This is a genomic window from Acinetobacter sp. KS-LM10, assembly GCF_036896575.1.
In the GTDB taxonomy this organism is placed as follows: domain Bacteria; phylum Pseudomonadota; class Gammaproteobacteria; order Pseudomonadales; family Moraxellaceae; genus Acinetobacter; species Acinetobacter avistercoris.
This window is the reverse complement of record NZ_CP145906.1, coordinates 3219908-3244191: the sequence shown is the minus strand read 5'-3', so window position 1 is coordinate 3244191 and position 24284 is coordinate 3219908. Positions and strand designations below refer to the sequence as shown.

Sequence of the window (24284 nt, the reverse complement as noted above, 5' to 3'; positions counted from 1 at the left end):
AAATCAGAGTTTAAGCCATACACCAATGTTTAAAAAAGTATCTCAATGGAATGAGAAATTGACTGAGCGAATTCAATTGGACGATAAGCTCAAATCAAAAAATAAAAAATATTGTGTTTGTATACACAATAAATGAATTATAAAAATATGCATAAGGACTGAAACAATGAACATGATGATCATTGCCAGTATTGTAATACTCGCAATCATTTTACTTATTGCCTACAAAGGATTAAGCACTAAACAACCTTCAGATAGTGCACTCAGGCAAAGAGCTGTATTTAATACGTTTGAATATATGACTTTTATTCGAATGAAAGAAATTTTACCTCAGGCAAATATTTTTGCGCACGTATCATTTGACGCTCTTTTGACGACTAAATTTCCTCGAACGCGACGTAAATATGAAAATTTATTTGCTGATTTTGTGGTCTTGGACAAAGATTGTCATGTGATTGCAGTGGTGGCTTTAGGGGATGTCACGACCTTACATCGTTCTAAATCATCCATAGATCAAGATGCATTGCTCGATTCTGCAGGCTATCGAGTGATTCGTTATGATCGAGTGCCTGAATATCAGCAATTAAGAGATGATTTTTTGGGAGATGGTGTGGGTGGTCAGGGTATACCAGAGCTCGAGGTTTCCGATATCAATAAGGTGAGAAACTTAGGCGATTATGCTGATATTCATGTGGCTAAACATCGGATGTATGGTTGAAAATGCGCATGCATGATGAGAGATGTGACCATTATTATTGGTTGAAAATAATTTAAAAATAAATGAAAGTTTTGAACGATAACCTAAGTAATAAAAAAGCATGTTTAAACATGCTTTTATTTTTAAATTTATGGTTTGACTGCGACGACCGTCATTTCAACTAAAACATCAGGCGTATACATTTTTGCTTCTACACAAGTGCGTGGCAATGCTTGGATATCTGAACACCATTCATCCCAGACTTCATTCATGCCTGCATAATTATTTTCAATATCTTTAATAAAAATCATCACAGATAAAATGTGAGTTTTATCAGTACCTGCATCTGCCAAAAATTGATCAATAAAATCTAAAGTTTGTTGGGTTTGACCCTTAATATCTAAGCTTGTATCTGAAGCCAGCTGACCAGCTAAATGAACCAAATTTCCCGAAATTGCAACTTCAGAAAAACGTTTTGCGACGTGTAAACGTTGTACAGTCATGCGAATGCTCTAAATAACAAGTTTGCGCCTAGTTTACGTCAGCCACTTTAAATCTGCAAAGTGGGGGATTGATGAATAAGGTATTGTATGAGCAGCGTAGTGTTGCAAAATCACTTCTAAACGTTAGAAGTTTATGAAAATAACGCACAGCAGACGTTAAATTACGAAATGAAAAATGAAAGCTTAAAACAATAAGGTGCTTTAAAGGCACCTTATTGATAAAAAATGAATACGTGACGATGGCTTAGGCCGATTGATTTTGACTCGTATTCGGCATAATCGCGGCAACCAATGCAGTAATTAAGCAGCCTGCGGCTAAATATAATGCCACAAATTGCCAAGAACCATTACCCCAAATGACCAATGCTGCGGCGATCATCGGAGTGAAACCACCCCCAACAATACTCGCGACTTGATAACCGACACCTGCGCCGCTATAGCGATATTCAGTGCCGAAAAATGAGGTGAAGATAGGTTGATGTACACTGACCACCATATCATGAGCAACATTGGCCAATAAAATCGCAAATATGACGATCATCCAAGTATTTTGAGACTCTAAAGCCATAAAAAATGGATAAGCCGCCATTGCTCCAATCAAACCACCGATAACACACATACTTTTATGATTGATTTTGTCAGAAATCCATGCAAAAAATGGAATTGTGATACAGCTAATCGCACCGACCATTAACGTGATATTAAGAAAGAATTGCTTATCCATACCCAAGTTGTTGGTTGAATAATTCAAGGCAAAATTTGCCACAATGTACATTGTTAAGAGTTCAGCCATTCTCAAGGCAATAATGTATAAAAATGCTTTTGGGTGTTTGCTGACGGCTTGGAAAATGGGAAGTTTTTTAGGTTTGTCGTTGGCTTCAACCACGTTTTCAATGAATTCTTGCGACTCATCTTGTCCACGGCGAATCCAAAAAGCAGCAAAGAGCAGTACAGCACTGGCAATGAATGGAATACGCCATGCCCATTCTGCAAAAGCAACTTCACCAAAGACGGCAATCACAATCGAGACCGCACCTGTGGCGAGAACAAGCCCCACACCGTAGCCAATTTGAACGCCACTACTGTAGAACGCTTTTTTATTGGCAGGCGCATTCTCAACAGCCATAAGGGTTGCTCCGCCCCATTCGCCACCTACGGCAAAACCTTGCACTGCACGTAAAAAAACCAACAATACAGGGGCCCACCAGCCAATGCTGTCAAAATTAGGCAATAAGCCAATGCCGATGGTTGCGATCCCCATCAGGATGACGGTGATCACCAACATTTTTTTACGACCTATTCGATCACCGAAGTGACCAAAAACAACACCACCCAAAGGACGAAATAGGAAACCTACGCCAAAAGTTGCGAGTGCTGCGAGGGTGCCCATATTGCCATCAATACTGGGAAAAAATTGATCTTTAAAGAGAAGTGCGGCAACGATGCCATAGAGTAAGAAGTCATACCAATCGACAACTGCGCCGATAAAACTACTGAGTGCTGCTTTACGCGCACGTTTTTCTTGAACATCTGAAAGAGGTTTTGCGGTTTGCATACGGAGAGAGAGCCCATGAGGTATATCAGAGGGTCCTGCAATATTCGGATGGATTGTCACGCCAACCGCAGGACTGGTATGCCAAAGATATAGGTCTTCTTTGGTCATCTCAGCATATACATGGGTAATGTATTGCGGGATTTAGATTACGCTAAAAAAATAGTTTTGCGAGTAATATTTGTTGAATTTATATTCTTTTGACCAAAAAATACCCATCTAAGCATGCTTACTATCAAAGATTACCAAAGATTATCAAAGATTGAGTTGAGTCTCAGGTTGATTCTCTGATAATTGATAGACACCAATACCAATCAAACGGAATTGATAGTTCTCATAAATATTCATTTCAGAGAGGAGTAAGTATAAAACTTGCTCAACTTCATCTTTTGATTTTAAAGCGTGTTTAAAGCTTTTACTATGTTGTAAAATTTGGAAATTTTTTAATTTTAGTTTTACCGTAACACCAGAGGCTTGCAAACCCTTGCTGTCTAAATTTTGCCAGACACGCTCAATTAGATGACTCCAATACGGCTGACATTGCGTCAAACTTAAATCATGATCGAAAGTGGTTTCCTTGGATATTTGCTGACGTTTTCGTTCAGTTTGTACAGGGCGTTCATCGATTCCTTGTGCGAATAAATACAGTTGTTTGCCGTATTTGCCAAAATGATGAATCAAAACAGCTTCTTCAATATGTTGTAAATCACCCAATGTATGCAGTTGTAAAGCCTGCAATTTTGCTTGCATCACTTTACCTACACCAGGAATTTTCTTTAAGGCTAAATCTTGAATAAAGTGTTGTACTTGATGGGGTTTAATGACACAGATACCGTTGGGTTTATTCCAATCAGAAGCAATTTTAGCGAGAAACTTATTGGGAGCAACACCCGCAGAGGCTGTAAGACCTGTTGAATTGAAAATATCATGACGAATCCGCATGGCGACTTCTGTTGCACTGGGAATAAGCGCTAAATTTTCAGTCACATCTAGATATGCCTCATCTAATGATAAAGGTTCTATTGTTGTTGTATATTGCTGAAATATTTTATGAATTTTATCTGAGAAATGATTGTACTTTTGAAAATTTGGTTCAAGTACGATGACTTGAGGACAACGTTTTAATGCTTGTGACATAGACATAGCAGAACGAAGTCCAAATTCACGTGCTGGATAAGAAGCAGCAGCGATTACAGCGCGCGGATGATGAGTTGAAATCACCACAGGCAAGTGTTTCAAATCCGGACGTTCTAATAGTTCGACTGATGCATAGAACGCATCCATATCGATGTGAATGATTTTTCTCATTTATCGGGTCGGTGACGTTTCACTCTTGATTAGTTTAGCTGATTCTTTCTGAGTTGGAATGTCGAAAAAGAATAGGTGGTGACTTATATAGTCTAACCTTATCCAAGACTGATAAAGACTTTTTTAACCATTTATTAATGCTCAGTGATCATTTTCGATTTATGAAAGGGATCTCGTAGCAATAGGACGGTTTAAAGTTATTTGAAAAATAATATTTAAATCGTCCTATTGCTTTGAATCAACATATAAAAGTAAAAACCAAATCATTATTTATTTATTCATTTAATTTGATTTTTTTCTAAGAATTTATCCCACTGTTTTTCATTGCCATTAAATACATTGAGATCAACTTTCGTACTAATTCCTTTCATTGAGCCTTGATTGGTATGTTGCCAAAAGAGCCATTTAGGATCACCAGATAATATTGGTTTTCCTTGATACTCTCTAACCCAAAGTGGAACATCTTCAAATTGACCCGTCAGCACAATGTTATAAAAAGTTTTAGAAATATAGAACATCGGCTGCTTTCCATAATGATTTTTCAATCGATCATGCATGATTTGAATCTCGGCCAATAACTGCTCTTTTGAATAAGTGTTGATGCAATTACTGTCATATTCCAAATCAATAACAGGGGGTAAAGCATCTGTTTTAATCGGGACAGTCTCAATAAAGTTTTGCGCTTGTATATTGCCATCTCGACATAAACGATAAAAATGATATGCACCCACTAAAAGTCCTTGTTCACGGGCTTTTAACCAGTATTCTTGAAATTTGGTGTCTTTAAAATCACCGCCTTCTGTCGCCTTCAAATAAACAAATTTATATTCTTTAGGTGAAATCTTTTGCCAGAGTATGTTCTTTTGATGATGTGAAACGTCAAAACCTTTAATTGGATATTCTTGAGCAGATGCTGGTGAATGCATGAAAAACAAGAAAAAAACCAAAGCGGCACTTAAGCCTAATGAAACGAAGCCAATCGTCGCAGCTAAGATCAGCTTGGGTTTAGCTTTTTTTTGAGTGACTTTGGATTTAGACATCGGGGCATTTTAAGTGTTTTAGTATTTGGAATATCATACCGTGATCTCGGAAAACAGACCATGATCATTCCGTTATTCGCGTTTAGATTAAGTCACTGTATTTTTGGGGATGTGCCAAAAAATAAATGCTGTAATAAGATTGATGGCACCTAATAGAAGCAGTGTGCTATGAAATGCAACGGTGATTTGTGCTGCGCCGAAATAAACAGTAAAGACGTTGATCAATGTACCCGCCAAAGCCACGCCAATACTCATCGAAAGCATCATAATCATGGACAAAAAACTATTACCACTACTGGCGTCTTCTTGCTGTAAATCTTTTAAGGTCAAAGTATTCATTGACACAAATTGTAGCGAGTTCAGCATCCCGAAAATAAAGAAGTGTAATGCTCTAAGCCATGTAGGTGTGTCAGCCGTATTGAGTGAGAAGCTGGCTATACAAGCACCAACCAATAAGGTATTCACCAAAAGTACTTTACGATAACCAAAGCGTTGAATAATTTGTCTAATGATGGGTTTAGATGCCAAGGAGCCTAAGACGATTGGTATCATTAATAAACCCGTAATAAATGGTTCAAAACCAAAAGCGACTTGCAGCATTAACGGCATCAGAAAGGGCATGGCATTTCCGCCTAAACGAGCAAAGAAATTACCGACGATTCCAATCGCAAAAATTTTATTTTTAAAAAGTTTTGATCTAAATAATGCATTCTGATGGGTATGCGCATGAAAGGCATACCAAGCAACAGCGCACAAACCAATGATGATTAATCCAGTGCTCCACCAAAGACTTAAGTCAGGACTGGAAAAGTTTTCAATACCAAGTGCGAGACCGACCATTGCGACAACCAAGAGCAAGAATCCTAGGAAGTCAAAACGGGCAACATTGGGTTCAGTTACATTGGGCATGGCTCTAAAGGTGACTAAAACGCCGATTAAACCAATGGGTAGATTGATCAAGAAAATCCATTCCCATGTCATATATTCAACTAACCAGCCACCTAGCGTTGGACCAATGAGAGGACCAATTAAACCCGCCAAACTCATGAGACTCATGGCTGCTAAAAACTGTGTTCTTGGAATAATTTTTAGCATCGCTAAACGGCCGATGGGGAGTAGAAGCGCACCACCAATACCTTGAATAACTCTGAAGCAAAGCAGTTGATTGAGACTATTTGAAAATGCACAACCCAATGATGCAAGCGTAAAAATGATGATGGCTGAAAAATAAGTATTCCTAACGCCAAAACGATCTGCCAACCAGCCACTCAATGGAATACAGGCTGCAACTGAAAGTACATAAGCCACAACAACACTATGCATATTGAGTGGATTTTCATTCAAACTTTTGGCTATTGCAGGAATTGCAGTATTGATAATTGTGGTGTCTAAACCCTGCATAAAAAAGCCAAGCGACACCAATAAAACCAAAAGTCGAAATTCAGGTTGTAAGGCTTGATGCGAGGTTTCTAAATTCATAGGTCAGTATTTGCATTTTTTGAATATTTTAAAGCAACTTAGCTCAAAATATTGTAGCAAAAGTTTCAGCACCAATGTTTTTACCTTTGTCATGTAAGTGACATTAAAACGTCATGGTTTTGACATGCTTTGTTTATAAGTTAGTCACAAAATTCAAATATCTAAAAAATAGGGAATTATGAAAACTCAATTTACGGCATTGATGCTGGCGTTGTTGTCTGTGGGTATGATTGCATGTAATGATGATAATGACGAGGTTGCATTCGTTGAACCGCCAGTGGTGGAAGAAATTACGCCTGAGAGCATTGAATTAGCACGTATTGGTGGCTATGAAACTGGCGTCTTTGCAGCCAGTGCTGCAGAAATTCCTGCTTATGATGCAGCAAGCAAACGTCTATTTGTGGTGAATGCACAAAAGGGTGTGGTTGATGTTCTCGATATGGCTGATCCAAAAGTACCGAAATATTTAGCTTCTTTAGATGCAAAAACCTATTTAAGCAATTCTGAAGTAAATAGTGTTGCGGTGCAAAATGGTGTGGTGGCACTTGCAGTTCAAGCTGAGAAAAAAACAGATCTAGGAATTGTGGCATTTTTTAAAGCCAGTGATTTAAGTTTTATCAGTCAGGTCAATGTGGGTGCATTGCCAGATATGTTGACTTTCTCGGCAGATGGCAACACGATTTTAGTGGCCAATGAAGGTGAACCATCAGATGACTATCAAATTGATCCTGAAGGTTCGATAAGTATCATTAACTTTAAAGATCCCAAAAAACCAACAGTTAAAACTGCGGATTTCAAAGCATTTAATGGTCAAGAACAGGTATTACGTAATCAAGGTATTCGTATCTTTGGTCCAAAAGCCAGTGCTGCACAGGACTTCGAGCCTGAATATATTAGCTTAAGTGCAGACGGGAAAACGGCATGGGTAGCCTTGCAAGAGAATAATGCCTTGGCAAAAGTTGATGTTGAGCAAGCCAAAGTTTTAGCGGTTTATCCATTGGGTTATAAAGACCATGGTTTGGCTAATCAAGGCATGGACGTTAGCGATGTCGATGAAGTGATTGCTGGAAAGGCAACAGAAAAGCCTGCAATTCAGATTAAACCTTGGGCGAATGTACGTGGTTTATATATGCCTGATGCGATTGCCAGCTACGAAGTTGCAGGTAAAACCTACATTGTGACTGCAAATGAAGGCGACGCACGTGCATGGGGTGAAGGTGAAGACCTTTATTGGGGTGCTAAGCTTAAAGATGATCCGAATGCTAAAGGTGATGTGACCAAAGGTTTTGTTGAAGAGTTTAGAGTTAAGCATTTGGTTCATGTTGATGGCTTCGATCGTCGTCAAGGCGATGATTTGCCGCCACAATTACGCTTATTGGCGAAAGGTGCGGAACTGAATCCTGACAACTTTGCATACTGTGGTGCGAAAGAAGCTGATGCAGGTGCTTGTCGTGAAGATTTTAATTTAGGTCGTCTGAATATTACCTGGACTGAAGGTTATCAAAAAAATACCGATGGCTCGCCTAAATTGAATGCTCGTGGCAACTTGGTTTATGATCATTTATACAGTTTTGGTGCGCGTTCATTCAGTATTTGGACTGAAAATACGACGAATACAGGTTTAGATTTGGTTTGGGATTCAGGCGATCATTTTGAACAACATATTGCGAAAAACCATCCTGAAATTTTTAACTTTAATCATGAAGAAGCAGGATTAGATAACCGTAGTGACAATAAAGGTCCAGAGCCTGAAGGTGTCACTTTAGGTAAAATTGGCACGAAAACATTTGCTTTTGTAGGTTTAGAGCGGGTGGGTGGGGTCATGGTTTATGATGTTTCTACGCCAGCATCACCGAAATTTATTCAATATATAAATCCACGTCAGTTTAATGCCACGACGACAGACATTAAAGCAGGTAAGGCGGGTGATTTAGGGCCTGAAGGTTTAGTATTTATTCCTGCAAAGGACTCTTCAAATGGTCAGCCTTTGCTGGTGGTCGGCAATGAAGTCAGCGGTTCAACAGCTGTTTATCAAATTAATTTGAAATAAGATTTTTGAGAGAATAAAAAGCGAGCCAAGTGCTCGCTTTTGTTTGGCCTTGTAACCTTAGACTAAGCAAATCAAATCAAATCAAATCAAATTAAATTAAATTAAATTAAATAACCTAAGTCATCTCAATTAAATCGCATAGGTCAAACCACAAAATTTGTTGGGGCTTTTAAATTTGAAACTGCATTTAAAATTTCTGTTGAATGATTGCAGATAATGATTTTTGCACGATGTTGCGGCGGCAAAAAGCCTTCTTGAACAGCATGATCCAATTGTGCAATTAATGCATCATAGAAACCATTGACGTTATAAATAATCATAGGTTTTTGGTGCTGATCCAGCTGTCCCCATGTGGCTATTTCTAAAATTTCTTCGAAGGTTCCGAGTCCGCCTGGTAAGGCAACAAAGGCACAGGCACGTTCAGCCATCATGGCTTTTCTTTCATGCATGGTTTTTACGATGTGTAGTTCCGTCAAAGTGCTGTGCGCAATCTCATAATCCAGCATAAATTCAGGAATAACACCGACCACTTCGCCACCTTGACCAATGACGCTGTCTGCAACTTGTCCCATGAGACCGATACTTGCACCGCCATAAACAATGCCCATACCATGTTTTGCAATTTTCTCAGCTAAGGCGATCGCTTTATCTTTGTAGATTGGATTGTTGCCAGAACGTGAACCACAATAAAGTGCAATAAGAGATTGAGTGGCTAACTTAGATGCTGATTGGCTATGTTTTGATGTTTGTTGATTTGTTGTTGAGGTATTTTCAGTATTTACATTTTCTACACGCATGTTTTCATTAAAATCTTTTGGAAGTGTTGTATTCATTTATTAAAACTCACCTTCTCTGTGAACTGTCTATTTGATTATACTCTAAGAAAGAATAGTGACAACTGCATGTAAATAATGGAAATTTTTTGCAATGATTTGTAGCAATTAACAAAAATAATGACTAAATCCAGTTGGTATCAATCGAAAAAAGAGTGAATTTGAGTAGAATCTTTTCTATACTGAGAATCTGTTTGACAACAAATAACTGAATATGAGTAGTGATAGTCGTCGCTCTAAAATATCTAATATTGATTTAACTAAGTTTTTTTACAATAACTCCAAAATCTCTTGCAACTTGAAACATCGTACTCTGTATACGAGTGTGATGATGAGAGGGCATGACTCATGATTTTCGAATGGATGTCAGATCCATCTGCTTGGATAGGTTTAGCGACATTAATCATCTTAGAAATTGTTCTCGGAATTGATAACCTCGTATTTATTGCTATTCTGGCTGAAAAACTACCTCCTGAGCAGCGTGAAAAAGCACGTGTTGTCGGTTTAGTTTTGGCTTTAGTAATGCGACTGATTTTACTCGCATCTATCGCTTGGATTGTCACGCTAACCAATCCTATTTTCCATCTTTTCGATCACCCTTTTTCGGTCCGAGATCTGATTCTGATTTTCGGCGGGATATTCTTGCTGATGAAAGGTACGCTTGAATTACATGAGCGACTTGAAAGTAAGGTGGTGGTCAAAGACGAAAATCCAGCCCATGCGATTTTCTGGATGGTCATTGTACAGATTGTGGTTTTAGATGCCGTGTTCTCTTTGGACAGTGTCATTACCGCAGTAGGCATGGTGAAAGATTTATCTGTGATGATGATTGCTGTGATTATCGCAGTTGGAATCATGCTTTGGGCTTCTAAAGCCTTGATGAATTTCGTCAATAAACATCCGACAGTGGTTATTCTATGTCTCTGTTTCTTAATGATGATTGGTTTCTCACTGATTGTTGAAGGTCTTGGCTTCCACATTCCGAAGAGTTATTTATACGCTGCAATTGGTTTCTCGGTATTGATTGAATTCTTAAATCAATTGATGCGCCGTAACCAAGAAAAAACAGTCACTACCAATGATTTGCGATTTCGTACAGCGTCTGCTGTTATGCGCATGTTGGGCGGTAAAAGTAATACTTCGACTGAAAACAACACTCATGGCAATGAAGATGTCTTGGCAACACAAGCCTTGGCCGATGAAATTTTCTCAGATGAAAATGCGGTTTATCAAAGTGTCATGGTGCAAGGCGTATTGGGTCTTTCAGAACGTCCTGTAAAATCTGTGATGACGCCACGGCCTGAACTTGAATGGATTGATTTAAATGATGATATTGAGACCATCAAGACTCAAATTTTAAGTATGAAACATTCACGTTTAATCGTGGCACATGGTGAATTAGATAATATTGAGGGTGTAGTCTTAACCCACAATATCTTGAAAGATTTTATCGAGTTTGGTCAGTTTAATTTTGAAAAGCATGTTCGTGAACCTGTCATTGTGCATGAAAGTGCACAAGTGTTAATGGTGATGGAGCAGCTTCGTCAAGCACCATTGCAAATGGCGATTGTATTAAATGAATATGGTTCAATAGAAGGGATTGCAACGCCAATCGATATTTTGGAAGCAATCGCAGGGGAATTCCCGCATGAAAGTGAATTGGAAGCAGCTGCTGAAAGTTTAGCGGATGGTTCACTGATGCTGGAAGGTTCGACAGATATTCGACATATTTCTTTATTATTGAATCGTAATTTGGTCGATGAGTCTGAACAATATTCAACATTATCGGGTTATATTTTATTCCACTTGGGATATTTACCTGAAAATGGTGAAAAGTTTGAAGCTGAAGGTTATATCTTTGAAGTCGTCACGATGGAAGGGCATAAAATCGACAAGGTTCATATCATTCCGAATGATACGGTTGAGTGATTTTAGGCTAAAACAAAGTCTAAAATAACGTCCAAAATTGGTTAAAATAGCACTCTAGAGAGTGCTATTTTTTTGGAAAAAATATGTCTGAACATGCTTGTCCCTGCGGATCTGCGATTTATTCAACTTGTTGTGAGCCTTTGCATTTAGGCTTAAAGAAAGCAGAAACAGCACAACAATTGATGCAGTCACGTTTTAGTGCTTTTGCAAAAAATAAGGTCGATTATATTTTGTCAACGACGGCTCTTGGACAACAAAAGCATTTAGATATGCCCGCTATTTCAGATTGGGCTCAGTCGAATCAATGGTTAAAATTAGAGATTGTACGCACGCAAGAAAAGCTGGATAAAAACCACGCTTTAGTAGAATTCAAAGCCCATTATCATGACGGTCAACAGGATCAAATACATCACGAAGTATCACATTTCGTACGGTTTGAAGACGTCTGGTATTTCTTAGACCCGACCACTGATCAGAAAATTACAATGAAACAAGCATGCATTTGTGGCTCGGCTAAAAAATTTAAGCAATGTTGTGCAGAATTTGTGTAGTTTTTTTCTATATTTAACTTAGAATAATGCGCATCAATTACCCTCACCGGAAGAAGGGCGATGTTACTTACTGTTATTTATATTATCGCAATTACGGCAGAAGCCATGACTGGAGCGTTGTCTGCTGGTCGGCGTAGTATGGATTGGTTTGGTGTCATCATTATCGCTTGCGTCACTGCGCTGGGGGGCGGTTCAGTTCGAGACGTCTTATTGGGACATTACCCTTTAACTTGGGTTAAACATCCTGAATATCTTGTTTTAACCTGCTGTGCCGCGTTATTTACCATTTTTATTGCGAAATGGATGCGCCATTTACGCTCTATATTCTTATTATTAGATGCACTCGGTTTAATTGGTTTTACCATTATTGGTTGTCAAATTGCGATTCAAATGGAACAGGGTTTTGTCGTGTGTGCGGTAGCTGGCGTACTGACTGGCGTCTCAGGCGGTATTTTGCGCGATATTCTCTGTAATGATGTGCCTTTGGTTTTTCGTCGTGAATTGTATGCCAGTATTTCATTTGTCGCTGTTATTTTTTACTGGTGTTGCATTCAAGTCGGTTTTTCGCAAGACATTACCATTGTATCGACGCTTATTTTTGGTTTTTCATTACGATGCATCGCGATCTATTTCGGTTTAGAGATGCCTAAATTTATTTATAAAGGTGATGATGAACATTCCGCATCATCTCGAGATGAAAATTAAGAATGGATTTTTTTCAAGAAGGCCCATGACCTGATCAAAGGCTGGGTTATTTGTCTAAAAAAAGCGTATAAAAATAGACAGAACAACCCCTTTGATGATCAAAACTATGCCCCACGTGCAGCACCTGCAACGTCGTTAAAAGAGAGCTTGCTATGGATTTAATCTCACGCGTACAACGCCTTCCCATTGGTAAATTTCATTACACTTTATTGTGGGTGATCGGATTGGGTTGGATGTTCGATGCTATGGATACAGGTCTGATTGCCTTTATATTGGCAAAAATGGCAGAAGATTGGTCCATGACGCCTGCTGAAAAAGGCTGGGTGGTGTCCATTGGCTTTGTTGGGATGGCATTAGGTGCGGTCTTTTCAGGTGCCTTAGCTGATAAAGTTGGACGTAAGGCTGTCTTTGCTGGAACCTTGGTCATTTACAGTCTTGCTACGGCTGCATGTGCTTTTGCGCCGAATTTAACGTGGTTGCTGGTCTTTCGTTTTATCGTCGGTTTAGGTCTTGGTGGCCAGTTGCCTGTAGCTGTGACCTTGGTTAGTGAATATATACCCGCTCATGTGCGTGGTCGTTTTATTGTTCTTTTAGAAAGTTTTTGGGGACTGGGCTGGTTGGTTGCGGCATTAGTGGCCTATTTCGTGATTCCAAAATTTGATTGGCATATGGCATTTTTATTGGGTGGATTACCTGCACTTTATGTGTTTGTCATATTAAAGAAAGTACCTGAATCTATTCCTTATCTGATTAATCGTGGTCGTATTGAAGAAGCACACGCATTGGTTCAAAAAATAGAACGTCAGTGTGGTGTTGAAGTCATTGAAACGATTGAGGTCAAACCAGTATCGAATCAAAAAAATATTTCATTTCGTCAGTTATGGACGGGTGGATTCGCACGTCGAAGTCTAATGTTATGGTTGGTTTGGTTCGGGATTGTGTATTCGTACTATGGCATTTTCACATGGTTACCGAGTCTGTTAGTGAAAGAGGGCTATACCATTGTGCAATCTTTCGAATATGTTTTGGTGATGATTTTGGCCCAACTCCCCGGATATATCGTCGCAGCATGGTTGGTCGAAAAATTAGGTCGTAAAGCCACGTTGGCTGGATTTATTGGTTTTTGTGCTGTGTCGGCTTATTTCTTCGGGCAGTCAGAAACAGTCACGATGATCATGTTTTGGGGATGCCTCATGTCATTCTTTAACTTGGGCGCATGGGGTGTTTTATACACGTATACACCTGAACAATATCCGACTAATATTCGTGCATTTGGTTCAGGTTGGGCAGCTGCCATTGGTCGTATTGGCGGCATCGTAGCACCATTGGTGGTGACGCATATGATGGTGGCAGAGAACGGATTTAGTCATGTTTTTATTATGTTTACTGCTGTCTTGTTGGCTGTGGCCTTTGTCATTGTGGTTCTCGGAGAGGAAACCAAAGGCAAAACCTTAGAGTCACTTGGGATGTAAAAGGTGCATTAACTGTATAGACATAAAAATGGGCTTCGTTAAGCCCATTTTTATTTTTGGAGTTGAGCACTTTTGGTGAATTATTGAAGAAGTTTTGACGAATTATTGAAGAACTATTAATGAACGTCGTTGAGGTCTCAATTTAATACGTTTGAAATCCAATTTAGGTTATCGTTATGCACACGATTATGAGACCTATATCGGTCATGTCGATATGATACTTTTAGTATTTCAAAAGTATCATATCGAAGCATTATGTCGTACATTCTCATCAATCAAGCATGTTATACAAGCATAAGTCCAGTATGTACTAGAACTTGATGAATGGATAAATCTGAAATTTTTAAATTCCCAAAATATTTCTGAGTCTTAAACCTAAGTTTTGAATAGGTTTTGACTATTTTGAGAAAGAGATGTAAATATTTGATTAAAGCTATTGTTCATTAGACAGTTCAGTGTGGATGAAGTTGCGCACGTTGTGATTGAAATTTATTCAGCGTAGCATGGCTTCTTTCATCGCTAATTGAAAACTTTAAACTGGATAAAACGGGAATGTTTTGAATTGTTCTGTTTAATATTTATTCAAATAAATTAAATGGATACAATTAGATACTAGAAAAAACTTAAAACGAACTGGGCATCATTTTTTTATACTTTTATTTATTACAATCTGTCTAAGATTGCTTGTTCTTCGAAGTGTCTCAGACTAGCATAGACATTAATATACATTCATTCATTAGGATTTCATGGTTTTATGACAAGCCTTGCGCATCAAGCAACAGAGAACCGTTCTGTAGCAGAGTTTACTGAACAAGCTTACCTGAATTACGCCATGTACGTCATTATGGATCGTGCTTTACCACATATTAGTGACGGACTTAAACCGGTACAACGTCGTATTGTTTATGCGATGAGTGAGCTGGGTCTTAAACACAGTGGAAAGCCAAAAAAATCTGCGCGTACTGTTGGTGACGTATTGGGTAAATACCATCCGCATGGTGACTATGCTTGTTATGAAGCAATGGTGCTGATGGCTCAGCCTTTTAGTTATCGCTATCCTTTCATTGAAGGTCAGGGTAACTGGGGTTCGCCAGATGATCCTAAGTCTTTCGCAGCGATGCGTTATACCGAAGCAAAATTATCGCAATACAGTGAAGTGCTGTTGTCTGAATTAGGTCAAGGCACGTGCGAATGGCAAGATAACTTTGACGGTTCAATGAAAGAGCCTGTGAGTTTGCCTGCACGAGTACCGAATATTTTATTGAATGGTACTACGGGTATTGCGGTCGGGATGGCAACCGATATTCCGCCGCATAACTTACGTGAAGTTGTGAAAGGAACTATCGCTCTCATTCGCAATCCGAATTTAACGGATGAAAAAATTTCAGAATATATTCCTGCGCCAGATTTACCGACGAAAGCTGAAATTATCACGCCTCCTGATGAATTGTTAAAAATTCAAAGTACAGGTCGTGGAAGTTACCGTATGCGCGCAGTATTCACGATTGAAAAAAATGAAATCGTGATTACAGATTTGCCTTATCAAGTGTCTGGTTCAAAAATTATTAGTCAAATTGCAGATCAAATGACGGCTAAAAAGTTGCCATTGGTCAGTGATGTACGCGATGAGTCAGACCATCAAAATCCAACACGCCTTGTCATTATTTTACGATCAAATCGTATTGATGCTGAAGCGGTCATGAGCCATTTATTTGCCACGACAGATCTAGAGACCAGTTATCGTGTCAATATGAATATGATTGGTGCCGATGGCCGTCCGCAAGTTAAATCGATTCGTAGAATTCTTTTAGAATGGATCGAAATTCGTAAGAACACTGTGACGAAGCGCCTAGAATATCATTTAAATAAAATTGAAAAACGTCTGCATATTTTGGCAGGTCTTTTAATTGCTTATCTCGATTTAGATCAGGTTATCCGTATTATTCGAGAAGAAGACCATCCTAAAGCAGAATTAATTGCTCATTTTCGTATTGATGAAATTCAAGCTGAAGCCATTTTAGATCTCAAGTTACGTCATTTGGCTAAACTTGAAGAAATGGAAATACGTCGTGAGCAAGAAGAGTTAGAAGCAAAAGCGGCAATTATCCGTGAACAGTTGGAAAATCCTGAATCACTTAAAAACTTGATCATCAATGAACTGAAAGAGGATGCAAAACGTTTTGGTGATGACCGACGTTCACCGATCGTGCAACGTGCTGAAGCCTCTGCTATTAGTGAACAAGATTTAATGCCTGCTGAACCCGTTACCGTGATTTTATCTGAAGCGGGTTGGATTCGTTGTGCCAAAGGTCATGACGTCAATCCTGAAAATGCTAACTTCCGTGCAGGTGATAAATACCTAGGCCATGCACAAGGTAAATCGAATCAGAAAGTTTATCTTATGGATGAAGCAGGACGAAGTTACTCACTTGCGATTAATAACTTACCTTCAGCGCGTGGTTTGGGCGAACCACTCAGTTCAAAATTATCACCAGCCAATGGTATTGGTTTTGAGCAGATCTTAATTGCAGATGATGAAGCTGATTTATTGGCTGTCAGCACCTCTGGTTATGGATTCAAAACCAAAGCTAAACAACTAGATACCAACGCTAAAGCTGGTAAAGCATTCCTCAGTATGACTGAAGGTGCACGTGCATTACCCTTACATGTGATTGAAGAAAGTACGCATGTTGCTGTGCTAAGCTCTGCAGGACGCTTAGTGATTACGGAATTGTCAGGATTACCAACGCTCAATAAAGGCAAGGGTAATAAATTGATACAATTAGAGAAGGGTGAATCTATCACCTCGATAGTTACTCTTAATTTAAATGAGACAATTCATGTGGTTGCTGGGCAGCAGCAGTTAAAGCTGAAAGGTGATGATCTTAAAAAGTATGTTGGTGCCCGTGCGACAAAAGGTCAATTACTACCACGAGGTTATCAAAAAGCAAATAAACTGTTCATTCAAAGATAAAACTAGCATCTATAGTCTGAAATACGTTATATATAAAGCGTATTCGAGAAGATGGATGCTTTATTGAGCAACAAAAGTTAGAACAATGCTCAGTATTGAAAAGAACAGTTTAAACCAAGGATTAATAATTGGAGAGTATGGCGTTATGGATAAGATTTGGTTAGCAGAATACCAAAAGACTGGAATTCCAGAAACTGTAGAATTACCACCGGAAAATACCTCTCTAATTGATATTTTCGAGCGTAATTTCCAAAAATTTGGCTCACGTGACGCATTTATTTTTATGGATAAAACGTTAACGTTTAGTGAACTTGATTTGGCTAGCCGTCAATTCGCCGCATATCTACAAAGCTTAGGTTTGGCAAAAGGTTCACGTGTCGCTGTGATGATGCCGAACGTTTTACAATATCCTGTTGTTGCACTGGGTGTATTCCGTGCAGGATTAGTGTTGGTCAATGTCAATCCACTTTATACAACACGTGAATTAGAGCATCAATTGAATGACTCTGGTTCAGAAGTTTTAGTGATTATTGAAAACTTTGCCTCAGTGTACCAAGCGATTATTGGTAAAACGCCTGTTAAGCATGTGGTTGTTGCTTCAGTCGGCGATATGTTGGGCACTTTAAAAGGGACTTTGGTGAATTTTGTATTACGTAAAGTGCGTAAACAAATTCCTGCTTGGAACATTCCAGGTCATCTCACATACAATGCTGCGATGGCAAAAGGAAATCCGAACAATTACAAACGTCCATCAGTGACGTTGAGTGATACCGCTGTTTTGCAATATACAGGGGGTACAACGGGTGTATCTAAGGGCGCAGAATTAACCCATCGCAATTTGGTTGCAAACTTAATGCAAGCAGATGGTATTTTCCAAAGTAAATTTGGTAAGCAAGATGGTGGGAAAGATGACCGTATCTTCTGTGCTTTACCGCTGTATCATATTTTTGCGTTCATGGTTTGTGCCTTATACGGTATGTATAAAGGTCAAGCCAACGTATTGATTCCGAATCCACGTGATTTACCTGCAGTGATTAAAGAATTACGCAAATACCAACCTGGTTTCTTCCCAGCAGTAAATACGCTCTTCAATGCTTTGGTTCATAACGAAGAGTTTCAACAGTTAGATCACAGTAAATTAGTGATGGCGATGGGCGGAGGGATGGCAGTTTTACCTTCGACAGCAGCTGCGTGGAAAAAGATCACCGGTACCAATATTATCGAAGGTTATGGTCTTTCTGAAACATCACCAATTGCAACGGCAAACCCACCGGCATCTGAAGAGTTCAGCGGTACAATTGGTATTCCATTGCCACTGACTGATGTTGCCATTTTAGATGACGAAGGAAATCACTTACCACAAGGTGAGCAAGGTGAAATTTCGATTCGTGGCCCGCAAGTGATGAAAGGCTATTGGAACCGTGCTGATGAAACAGAAAAGGTGATGACTAAAGATGGTTATTTCCGTACTGGCGATATTGGCGTGATGGATACACGAGGCTACTTTAAAATTGTAGACCGTAAAAAAGACATGATTTTAGTTTCAGGTTTTAATGTTTATCCATCTGAAATTGAAGAAGTCATTGCAACGCATCCGAAAGTATTAGAAGTTGCAGCTATTGGTGTAACGGATGAAAAATCTGGAGAAGTTCCTAAACTCTTTGTCGTGAAAAAAGATCCTTCTTTAACCACTGAAGAGATTTTAGCTTTCGCTAAAGAAAACTTAACAGGCTATAAACGTCCTCGTTATGTAGAGTTTATGGATGAGTTGCCAAAATCAAATGTTGGTAAAATCTTACGTAAAGATTTACGTAAGTAATACTGAGACCATTTAGTAAAAAAAGCGCTTTTAAGCGCTTTTTTTATCAGCTTTTTTATGGTTGATCTTATGACTTCATCAGCCAACGGTCGAAGTAAGGACGCCCAATCGCTAAAATTCCAGTAAAAGTCAGCATGGTTCCCATATGGCGACCCACTGCAGAAGGTGGGAGCTGTCCTGCATAACTAAAATAGATATCAACGAGGCTATAAACTGCAATAATCGTCAACCATAGCGCTTTATTTTGACGTTTAATACCGACCGCAAAAAAGGCAATCAGTAGGGCAAGAAAAGTTCCGATGGTGGATTGCCAGTTCATATTGGCGCAAATTACGCTGAGTAAAAAAGCCATGATCGGAAGAACAATATAGAGAACGCGATCCACTTGCTTTTGATGTTGGCGCTGTTGATCAAATACATTAAACAGTTCTTTCTGGTCGGGATTTGTCATGCCATCTTCACTCTCATTTTCAAAAACACCATAATTTAGCCAAAATTATCGCATATACATCATGCTATGATAGGTCAGAAAATAATTTATTGGATATAAAATTCATGCATGGGATTGATGGCATCATTTATTTAATTTTAATTGCCTGTTTAATGCCATATGGTTTTACAATTCTCGCTAAAATGACGGGTGGTTTTAATCTTAAAGATAACCAAAATCCGCGCGAGTTTTTAGCTAAAACTTCAGGCTTGGCGGCTCGTGCCAATGCCGTGCAACAAAATAGTTTTGAAAGCTTACCTTTGTTTATCGCAGCTATTTTGATGGCTGAATATATGGTGATTAACCAAGGCCTGACCATGCTGTTGGGCATTGCATATTTGGTTTTAAGGTTGATCTATGGGATTTGTTACTTATGTAATCTTTCTACACTCAGATCAATTATTTGGTTCCTTTCTATGGCCTGTCCGGTTTTTTTATTATTCATTGTGGCAAGAACAATTTAATCGAAAAATTAAAAAAATAATCTCGGCCAACATATTTAAGTATAAATCTGATGACACGATACCTAATTTTATTGTGCAAATTGTATAATCGAATGCTGATTGCTTGATAAAGCGTTATAATCGCCCTTATTTCACTGAACACTACACAGTTAAAGAGTTTGCTATGAGCTACAGTAATATCCCTGCGGGTAAAGATGCACCAAATGATATCTATGTAATTATCGAAATCCCTGCAAATGCAGCGCCAATCAAATACGAAATCGATAAAGATTCAGACGCGTTATTTGTAGATCGTTTCATGGGTACAGCAATGTTCTATCCAGCAAACTACGGTTATGTACCAAATACATTATCTCTTGATGGTGACCCATTAGACGTGTTGGTGGTAACACCATATCCAGTTGAGCCTGGTTCAGTGATTCGTTGCCGTCCAGTGGGTAAATTGAATATGGAAGATGACGGTGGTGTAGACGCGAAATTAGTCGCTGTTCCGCATGAAAAATTAACACCAATCTATAAAGATGTTCAAGAATATACAGATCTTCCACCATTATTGATCAGCCAAATTGAACACTTCTTCCAACACTACAAAGATCTTGAGCCTGGAAAATGGGTGAAGTTAAGTGGTTGGGAAAATGCTGATGTTGCGAAGAAAGAAGTTTTAAGCTCAATCGCTGCTTATCAAGAAGCTAATAAATAACTGCATGTTATTTGGCTTTGAGTCATAAAAAAACCTGCACATTGTGCAGGTTTTTTTATGTAGATATTTCTAAGAAATTAGAATAATTTCACAGGAATATCTAACCAGATACGCCATTCATTGGTATCACCGATATAAGCACTTTGGTAGTCATCACTTGCACGGTAGTAAGAGTGACGTACACGTAAGCTTGCATCTTTCGCAAAACCAGATTGAACGGTATATTTCACTTGGTTAAAGAATTCACGTTCTTGCGCATCATCTGTAGCTAAAATTGCGCGATTAACTTGGCCTGCTGACACATCTATATCCCAGCCGTAAACAAAAGCGGATGTCCAAGATAAGCCAGGAATATCGATCGCACCAAAGTCATAGGTATATTGAAGTTGCACAGATTTTTCATCATTACCAATAAAGTCAGATAAGTATGAGTTCGGCATATAAATGGTTTGTTGACCATCACCCACACCACGGCCTAAACCATAATCGTAACCCGTATTGCCTGTGTTTTGTTGGTAAGCAACCATGACGTTATGTGGGCCTGTATTATAAGTAGCAGAAAGTGCCCAAATGTTGTTGCTTAAGTTATTCAAATCATTAGACGTATGCGAGTAGGTATAAGCTGAACCATCTGGTTTTGCATCCCACTGAGTACGATAACCACTGAAATCATAAGTTAAAGTACTTTTGTCTGCCAATTGGTGTGCGTAATTCGCATTCAAATAATGACGATCTAAGCGATCTTTTATATCTGTACCATAATAAGATGCGTTAATTTGATCATTAAATTTGTATTTCGCGCCCCAAACAATTGCACTATCCAGTTTATTGCTGTCAGTCGAGATTTGATCTGAGTATTGGTTCTTGGTGAATTTACCAGCAAGCACTTCTAAGTTTTCAATCTCACGACTTTTTGCGAGTACACCAGTGAAATATTCAGGTACTAAACGTGCTGTATTGCTCGCTAAAACAGGAATATCTAGAACTTGAGTACCGTATTCAACAGTTGTGTTTGAAATACGTGCTTTTATACTTGCACCACCACGAGCCCAATGATCATAGGCATTTTTGGTTCCATCAGCATTATTTTGGTCATATGTTGGAATCATGCCATTACCCGCATGTCCATTTTTACCCAGCTTAAATGATGCGTCACCGACTGCATTTACACCAAAACCGACGACACCTTGGGTGAAACCAGATTCTAATTTAACCATAGCCGTTTGAGCTGCAGAACTTGTATCCTCAACGCCATTTTTTTTATCACGCATTAAATAACCAGTGCGGAATAATACTGATCCTTCAGCACCTTCAACAAAGCCTTTTGCTTCACTTTGTTCGGTTGCATAAGCTGTAGAAATTAAAGCAGCTTGAATAAGTAATACCAATGTTAATTTTTTTGATTTTTGCATTGGGAGAGCGCCTCATACAAAATTAGGGGTTGATGTGAATATTTGTATACATAATGTATAACAAAACTTCTTTTATTATTCATTTTATTTCATCAAAACGTTATGCGATCTTGGTATATATAGAACAATTTTCGCTAAAAATGATCAATTTTATAGATGACTATAAATTATTTCTAAATAATACATGAGCTTAATTTTATTACTAAAAAAATGTGAAAGATCTTTTTTTAACAAATTAGTTGTAACTTGTCAAAAAAATTAAAAAAAATGACAGGATAACTTTTGTTTTACGACATTAAGTAGTGGTTTATTTAATATTCAAAAATTGAGAGGGGTCATAAAATATACCAAAAAGAAAAAAACATTTATGATCTGCGCTCATGAAAATGTAAACGCAATATCAAAGGAAGTTTATGCAATTCTCTCTGCAAAAATCATGGTTAGCGTTAGTAATAAGTGTGTTGACCACGTCAGTTTTTGCTCAAGTGCAAAATGAAGATTCTTCGCAAGGAAAAATATCAGGTAATTTTGGAGCGGTGACTAAATATATATATCGTGGCGGGGTAGAAAACGATGACATCACTTTTCAAGCGGGTTTGAAATATGAGCACAAGAGTGGTGTGTATTTAAATTATTGGGGTTCAACGCTAGATTATGACTCTACCGATATAAACAAAGATCACGGTTTTGAACATGACTTTGGTATTGGTTATACAAAAGAGATTAATGAGGCGCTCACATATCGGACTCAAGTCACAGCCTTTGTATATCATAATGGTGGCAGCTCATATAATGATGATCGATCTGAACGTCGTCGTAGTACGGGTACAGAGTGGCTTAACACCTTAAATTATCGAAACTTAAGTCTAAATTTGGGTATTGCTTTGTCTGATGCGAATTATGGCAATGCTGGCGATATGTATTTAGGCGCTGGCTATAGTCATCCTTTGTTCTATGATATTTTGCTCAATACAAGCATTGTCGCCTCAATTTACAATGATCATCGGGACAATAGTCTGGTTCAAACAGAGAAAAATTTCTTGTTCAATGAAACCCGAGTCGGTCTGAGCATGCCCTTAGTTGACTCTGGTGTGGTTATTGGTTTGGATTATATCTGGGGTATTAAAGATCGACTTAATCAAGATCTAGATGAACATTTGGTCTTCGCAGTCAATTATTCCTTTTAAACATATTTAAAATGTGAGGTGCATATTCTCGGATATGCACTTTTTTTATGCAAATTTTAATAATTTGTTTAAAAAATAGCCTTAAAAAGAAGCGAAATGTAATGAGATTTAAAAATGTATGTAAATTGCTGAACCCTTGTTATTCATTTTAAAAGTGATCGCTTCATCATAACCAAAGCAAGTGCTATTAAATTTTTATTATTAAAAATAATAGCTAAAACAATATTTTATTTAAATTTTTTGAATCATGAGAACTTCTAAATCTTTCAAATTTAAAAAGCTGGCATAGCAATTGCTAATTATCTGTTGAGTCAAAAAAATTAACCAAAACGATCGGAAAACGATGTGGGGGATTCATCAGTATGAAATTTACATTAAAAGCATTAGGGCTAGCCGTTACAGCATCAGCATCAACGCTTACATTTGCTGAAGCACCAGCCTCTGATCATTCGATATCTGGCAATATTGGTGTACTTTCTAGCTATAATTTACGCGGTATTACAAAAGTACCTGAAAATAAAAATGCGACCATTCAAGGTGGTTTAGATTATAGCCATGCATCAGGTTTCTATGCTGGCTGGTGGGGTTCAACACTAGATTATGGCTCTGAGAATGGAAACGAATTCGAAAATGATTTCTATGCAGGCTATAACGGTAAAATTAATGATGATTTAAGCTATACCGCTGGTTTCACCTATTACTATTATTATGATTTAGGTACAGGTAATGCAAATGGTTTTGAAACTATGTTGGGTCTAAATTACAAAGGTATCGACTTGACTGCTCAGACTTTGCTTGAAGACGTTTTATGGGGAAATACAGGTGATACTTATTTCAAAGCATCATATAGCTATCCTTTGCCGAAAGATTTTAGTCTAGATACCGCTCTTGGATTATATGCTTATAGAAAATCAGGAGACTTTATTAAAGAAACCAGCGAAAGCTTTGGATTCCGTCATTTCGATATTGGGGTAAGTAAAGCCTTGGCTGACACTGGTGTGACGGCAAATATGAATTTCATTGTGGGTGGTTATGACCGTAATGATGTAAAACAAAAAAATAAAGTGGTATTGGGTCTGAAATATGACTTTTAATCTCGTAATATAATTTTTTCAAAAA

Annotated in this window: 20 protein-coding genes; 12 read left to right on the top strand and 8 right to left on the bottom strand. The window is 38.3% G+C overall.

Features of this window, described 5'->3' with window-relative positions:
- Window positions 1-166: 166 nt before the first annotated feature.
- Complete coding sequence (locus V5M36_RS14695) at window positions 167-718, top strand: DUF2726 domain-containing protein (protein WP_338560342.1); 552 nt, start codon at window positions 167-169, stop codon at window positions 716-718.
- 128 nt (window positions 719-846) lie between these two features.
- On the opposite strand, the gene V5M36_RS14690 is transcribed toward V5M36_RS14695, so the two are convergent.
- The 5 genes from V5M36_RS14690 to mdtD form a co-directional block, all read right to left on the bottom strand.
- Complete coding sequence (locus V5M36_RS14690; protein WP_338560340.1) at window positions 847-1200, bottom strand: RidA family protein; 354 nt, start codon at window positions 1198-1200, stop codon at window positions 847-849.
- Between the two features lie 244 nt (window positions 1201-1444).
- The gene (gene shiA, locus V5M36_RS14685; protein ID WP_338564255.1) at window positions 1445-2755 is read right to left on the bottom strand and encodes a shikimate transporter; all 1311 of its coding nucleotides are present in this window, start codon (window positions 2753-2755) and stop codon (window positions 1445-1447) included.
- A 252-nt stretch (window positions 2756-3007) separates the two neighbouring features.
- On the bottom strand, window positions 3008-4060 hold the full coding sequence (gene dinB / locus V5M36_RS14680; protein WP_338560339.1) for a DNA polymerase IV: 1053 nt from the start codon (window positions 4058-4060) through the stop codon (window positions 3008-3010).
- 278 nt (window positions 4061-4338) lie between these two features.
- Complete coding sequence (locus tag V5M36_RS14675) at window positions 4339-5100, bottom strand: glycoside hydrolase family 25 protein (protein WP_445206285.1); 762 nt, start codon at window positions 5098-5100, stop codon at window positions 4339-4341.
- A gap of 87 nt (window positions 5101-5187) precedes the next feature.
- Window positions 5188-6579 (bottom strand): multidrug transporter subunit MdtD, encoded by a 1392-nt coding sequence (gene mdtD / locus V5M36_RS14670; protein WP_338560337.1) that lies wholly within the window; start codon window positions 6577-6579, stop codon window positions 5188-5190.
- A 178-nt stretch (window positions 6580-6757) separates the two neighbouring features.
- Between mdtD and V5M36_RS14665 the strand changes: the two genes are divergently transcribed.
- Window positions 6758-8629 (top strand): choice-of-anchor I family protein, encoded by a 1872-nt coding sequence (locus V5M36_RS14665; RefSeq protein WP_338560335.1) that lies wholly within the window; start codon window positions 6758-6760, stop codon window positions 8627-8629.
- 143 nt (window positions 8630-8772) lie between these two features.
- Here V5M36_RS14665 and V5M36_RS14660 read toward each other — a convergent pair whose 3' ends face one another.
- The gene (locus tag V5M36_RS14660; RefSeq protein WP_338560334.1) at window positions 8773-9462 is read right to left on the bottom strand and encodes an LOG family protein; all 690 of its coding nucleotides are present in this window, start codon (window positions 9460-9462) and stop codon (window positions 8773-8775) included.
- A 348-nt stretch (window positions 9463-9810) separates the two neighbouring features.
- Here V5M36_RS14660 and V5M36_RS14655 point away from each other — a divergent pair, with 348 nt between their 5' ends.
- The 6 genes from V5M36_RS14655 to V5M36_RS14630 all read left to right on the top strand — a co-directional run bounded on the left by V5M36_RS14655 (window position 9811) and on the right by V5M36_RS14630 (window position 18912).
- A complete protein-coding gene (locus V5M36_RS14655; protein ID WP_338560333.1) occupies window positions 9811-11391 on the top strand; it encodes a TerC family protein in 1581 nt (526 codons plus the stop codon).
- An 83-nt stretch (window positions 11392-11474) separates the two neighbouring features.
- On the top strand, window positions 11475-11942 hold the full coding sequence (locus V5M36_RS14650) for a YchJ family protein (RefSeq protein WP_338560331.1): 468 nt from the start codon (window positions 11475-11477) through the stop codon (window positions 11940-11942).
- Between the two features lie 60 nt (window positions 11943-12002).
- Entirely contained in the window at window positions 12003-12647 is a 645-nt protein-coding gene (locus V5M36_RS14645; RefSeq protein WP_338560330.1) for a trimeric intracellular cation channel family protein, read from the top strand.
- 152 nt (window positions 12648-12799) lie between these two features.
- Complete coding sequence (gene niaP / locus V5M36_RS14640; RefSeq protein ID WP_338560328.1) at window positions 12800-14119, top strand: niacin transporter NiaP; 1320 nt, start codon at window positions 12800-12802, stop codon at window positions 14117-14119.
- Between the two features lie 754 nt (window positions 14120-14873).
- Complete coding sequence (gene parC / locus V5M36_RS14635; protein ID WP_338560326.1) at window positions 14874-17093, top strand: DNA topoisomerase IV subunit A; 2220 nt, start codon at window positions 14874-14876, stop codon at window positions 17091-17093.
- A 145-nt stretch (window positions 17094-17238) separates the two neighbouring features.
- Window positions 17239-18912, top strand: a complete 1674-nt coding sequence (locus V5M36_RS14630) for an AMP-binding protein (RefSeq protein WP_338564252.1) — start codon at window positions 17239-17241, stop codon at window positions 18910-18912.
- Between the two features lie 67 nt (window positions 18913-18979).
- Here V5M36_RS14630 and V5M36_RS14625 read toward each other — a convergent pair whose 3' ends face one another.
- Entirely contained in the window at window positions 18980-19363 is a 384-nt protein-coding gene (locus V5M36_RS14625; protein ID WP_338560325.1) for a hypothetical protein, read from the bottom strand.
- A gap of 104 nt (window positions 19364-19467) precedes the next feature.
- Here V5M36_RS14625 and V5M36_RS14620 point away from each other — a divergent pair, with 104 nt between their 5' ends.
- Entirely contained in the window at window positions 19468-19866 is a 399-nt protein-coding gene (locus tag V5M36_RS14620) for an MAPEG family protein (RefSeq protein WP_338560324.1), read from the top strand.
- 163 nt (window positions 19867-20029) lie between these two features.
- On the top strand, window positions 20030-20566 hold the full coding sequence (gene ppa, locus V5M36_RS14615) for an inorganic diphosphatase (protein ID WP_338560322.1): 537 nt from the start codon (window positions 20030-20032) through the stop codon (window positions 20564-20566).
- Between the two features lie 77 nt (window positions 20567-20643).
- Here ppa and V5M36_RS14610 read toward each other — a convergent pair whose 3' ends face one another.
- Complete coding sequence (locus tag V5M36_RS14610) at window positions 20644-21978, bottom strand: OprD family outer membrane porin (RefSeq protein WP_338560321.1); 1335 nt, start codon at window positions 21976-21978, stop codon at window positions 20644-20646.
- Window positions 21979-22391: 413 nt separating this feature from the next.
- Between V5M36_RS14610 and V5M36_RS14605 the strand changes: the two genes are divergently transcribed.
- Together V5M36_RS14605 and V5M36_RS14600 are read left to right on the top strand one after the other, a co-directional pair.
- Window positions 22392-23165: a TorF family putative porin gene (locus V5M36_RS14605; RefSeq protein ID WP_338560319.1), complete on the top strand. Its 774-nt coding sequence runs from the start codon at window positions 22392-22394 to the stop codon at window positions 23163-23165.
- A 362-nt stretch (window positions 23166-23527) separates the two neighbouring features.
- Window positions 23528-24259 (top strand): TorF family putative porin, encoded by a 732-nt coding sequence (locus tag V5M36_RS14600; RefSeq protein ID WP_338560317.1) that lies wholly within the window; start codon window positions 23528-23530, stop codon window positions 24257-24259.
- Window positions 24260-24284: the final 25 nt, after the last annotated feature.

Excerpts from the sequence above, each read along its gene's own strand:
- V5M36_RS14695 (WP_338560342.1), top strand. The coding sequence starts at position 167 with ATGAACATGATGATCATTGCCAGTATTGTAATACTCGCAATCATTTTA.
- V5M36_RS14690 (WP_338560340.1), bottom strand. The coding sequence starts at position 1,200 with ATGACTGTACAACGTTTACACGTCGCAAAACGTTTTTCTGAAGTTGCA.
- shiA (WP_338564255.1), bottom strand. The coding sequence starts at position 2,755 with ATGCAAACCGCAAAACCTCTTTCAGATGTTCAAGAAAAACGTGCGCGT.
- dinB (WP_338560339.1), bottom strand. The coding sequence starts at position 4,060 with ATGAGAAAAATCATTCACATCGATATGGATGCGTTCTATGCATCAGTC.
- V5M36_RS14675 (WP_445206285.1), bottom strand. The coding sequence starts at position 5,100 with ATGTCTAAATCCAAAGTCACTCAAAAAAAAGCTAAACCCAAGCTGATC.
- mdtD (WP_338560337.1), bottom strand. The coding sequence starts at position 6,579 with ATGAATTTAGAAACCTCGCATCAAGCCTTACAACCTGAATTTCGACTT.
- V5M36_RS14665 (WP_338560335.1), top strand. The coding sequence starts at position 6,758 with ATGAAAACTCAATTTACGGCATTGATGCTGGCGTTGTTGTCTGTGGGT.
- V5M36_RS14660 (WP_338560334.1), bottom strand. The coding sequence starts at position 9,462 with ATGAATACAACACTTCCAAAAGATTTTAATGAAAACATGCGTGTAGAA.
- V5M36_RS14655 (WP_338560333.1), top strand. The coding sequence starts at position 9,811 with ATGATTTTCGAATGGATGTCAGATCCATCTGCTTGGATAGGTTTAGCG.
- V5M36_RS14650 (WP_338560331.1), top strand. The coding sequence starts at position 11,475 with ATGTCTGAACATGCTTGTCCCTGCGGATCTGCGATTTATTCAACTTGT.
- V5M36_RS14645 (WP_338560330.1), top strand. The coding sequence starts at position 12,003 with ATGTTACTTACTGTTATTTATATTATCGCAATTACGGCAGAAGCCATG.
- niaP (WP_338560328.1), top strand. The coding sequence starts at position 12,800 with ATGGATTTAATCTCACGCGTACAACGCCTTCCCATTGGTAAATTTCAT.
- parC (WP_338560326.1), top strand. The coding sequence starts at position 14,874 with ATGACAAGCCTTGCGCATCAAGCAACAGAGAACCGTTCTGTAGCAGAG.
- V5M36_RS14630 (WP_338564252.1), top strand. The coding sequence starts at position 17,239 with ATGGATAAGATTTGGTTAGCAGAATACCAAAAGACTGGAATTCCAGAA.
- V5M36_RS14625 (WP_338560325.1), bottom strand. The coding sequence starts at position 19,363 with ATGACAAATCCCGACCAGAAAGAACTGTTTAATGTATTTGATCAACAG.
- V5M36_RS14620 (WP_338560324.1), top strand. The coding sequence starts at position 19,468 with ATGCATGGGATTGATGGCATCATTTATTTAATTTTAATTGCCTGTTTA.
- ppa (WP_338560322.1), top strand. The coding sequence starts at position 20,030 with ATGAGCTACAGTAATATCCCTGCGGGTAAAGATGCACCAAATGATATC.
- V5M36_RS14610 (WP_338560321.1), bottom strand. The coding sequence starts at position 21,978 with ATGCAAAAATCAAAAAAATTAACATTGGTATTACTTATTCAAGCTGCT.
- V5M36_RS14605 (WP_338560319.1), top strand. The coding sequence starts at position 22,392 with ATGCAATTCTCTCTGCAAAAATCATGGTTAGCGTTAGTAATAAGTGTG.
- V5M36_RS14600 (WP_338560317.1), top strand. The coding sequence starts at position 23,528 with ATGAAATTTACATTAAAAGCATTAGGGCTAGCCGTTACAGCATCAGCA.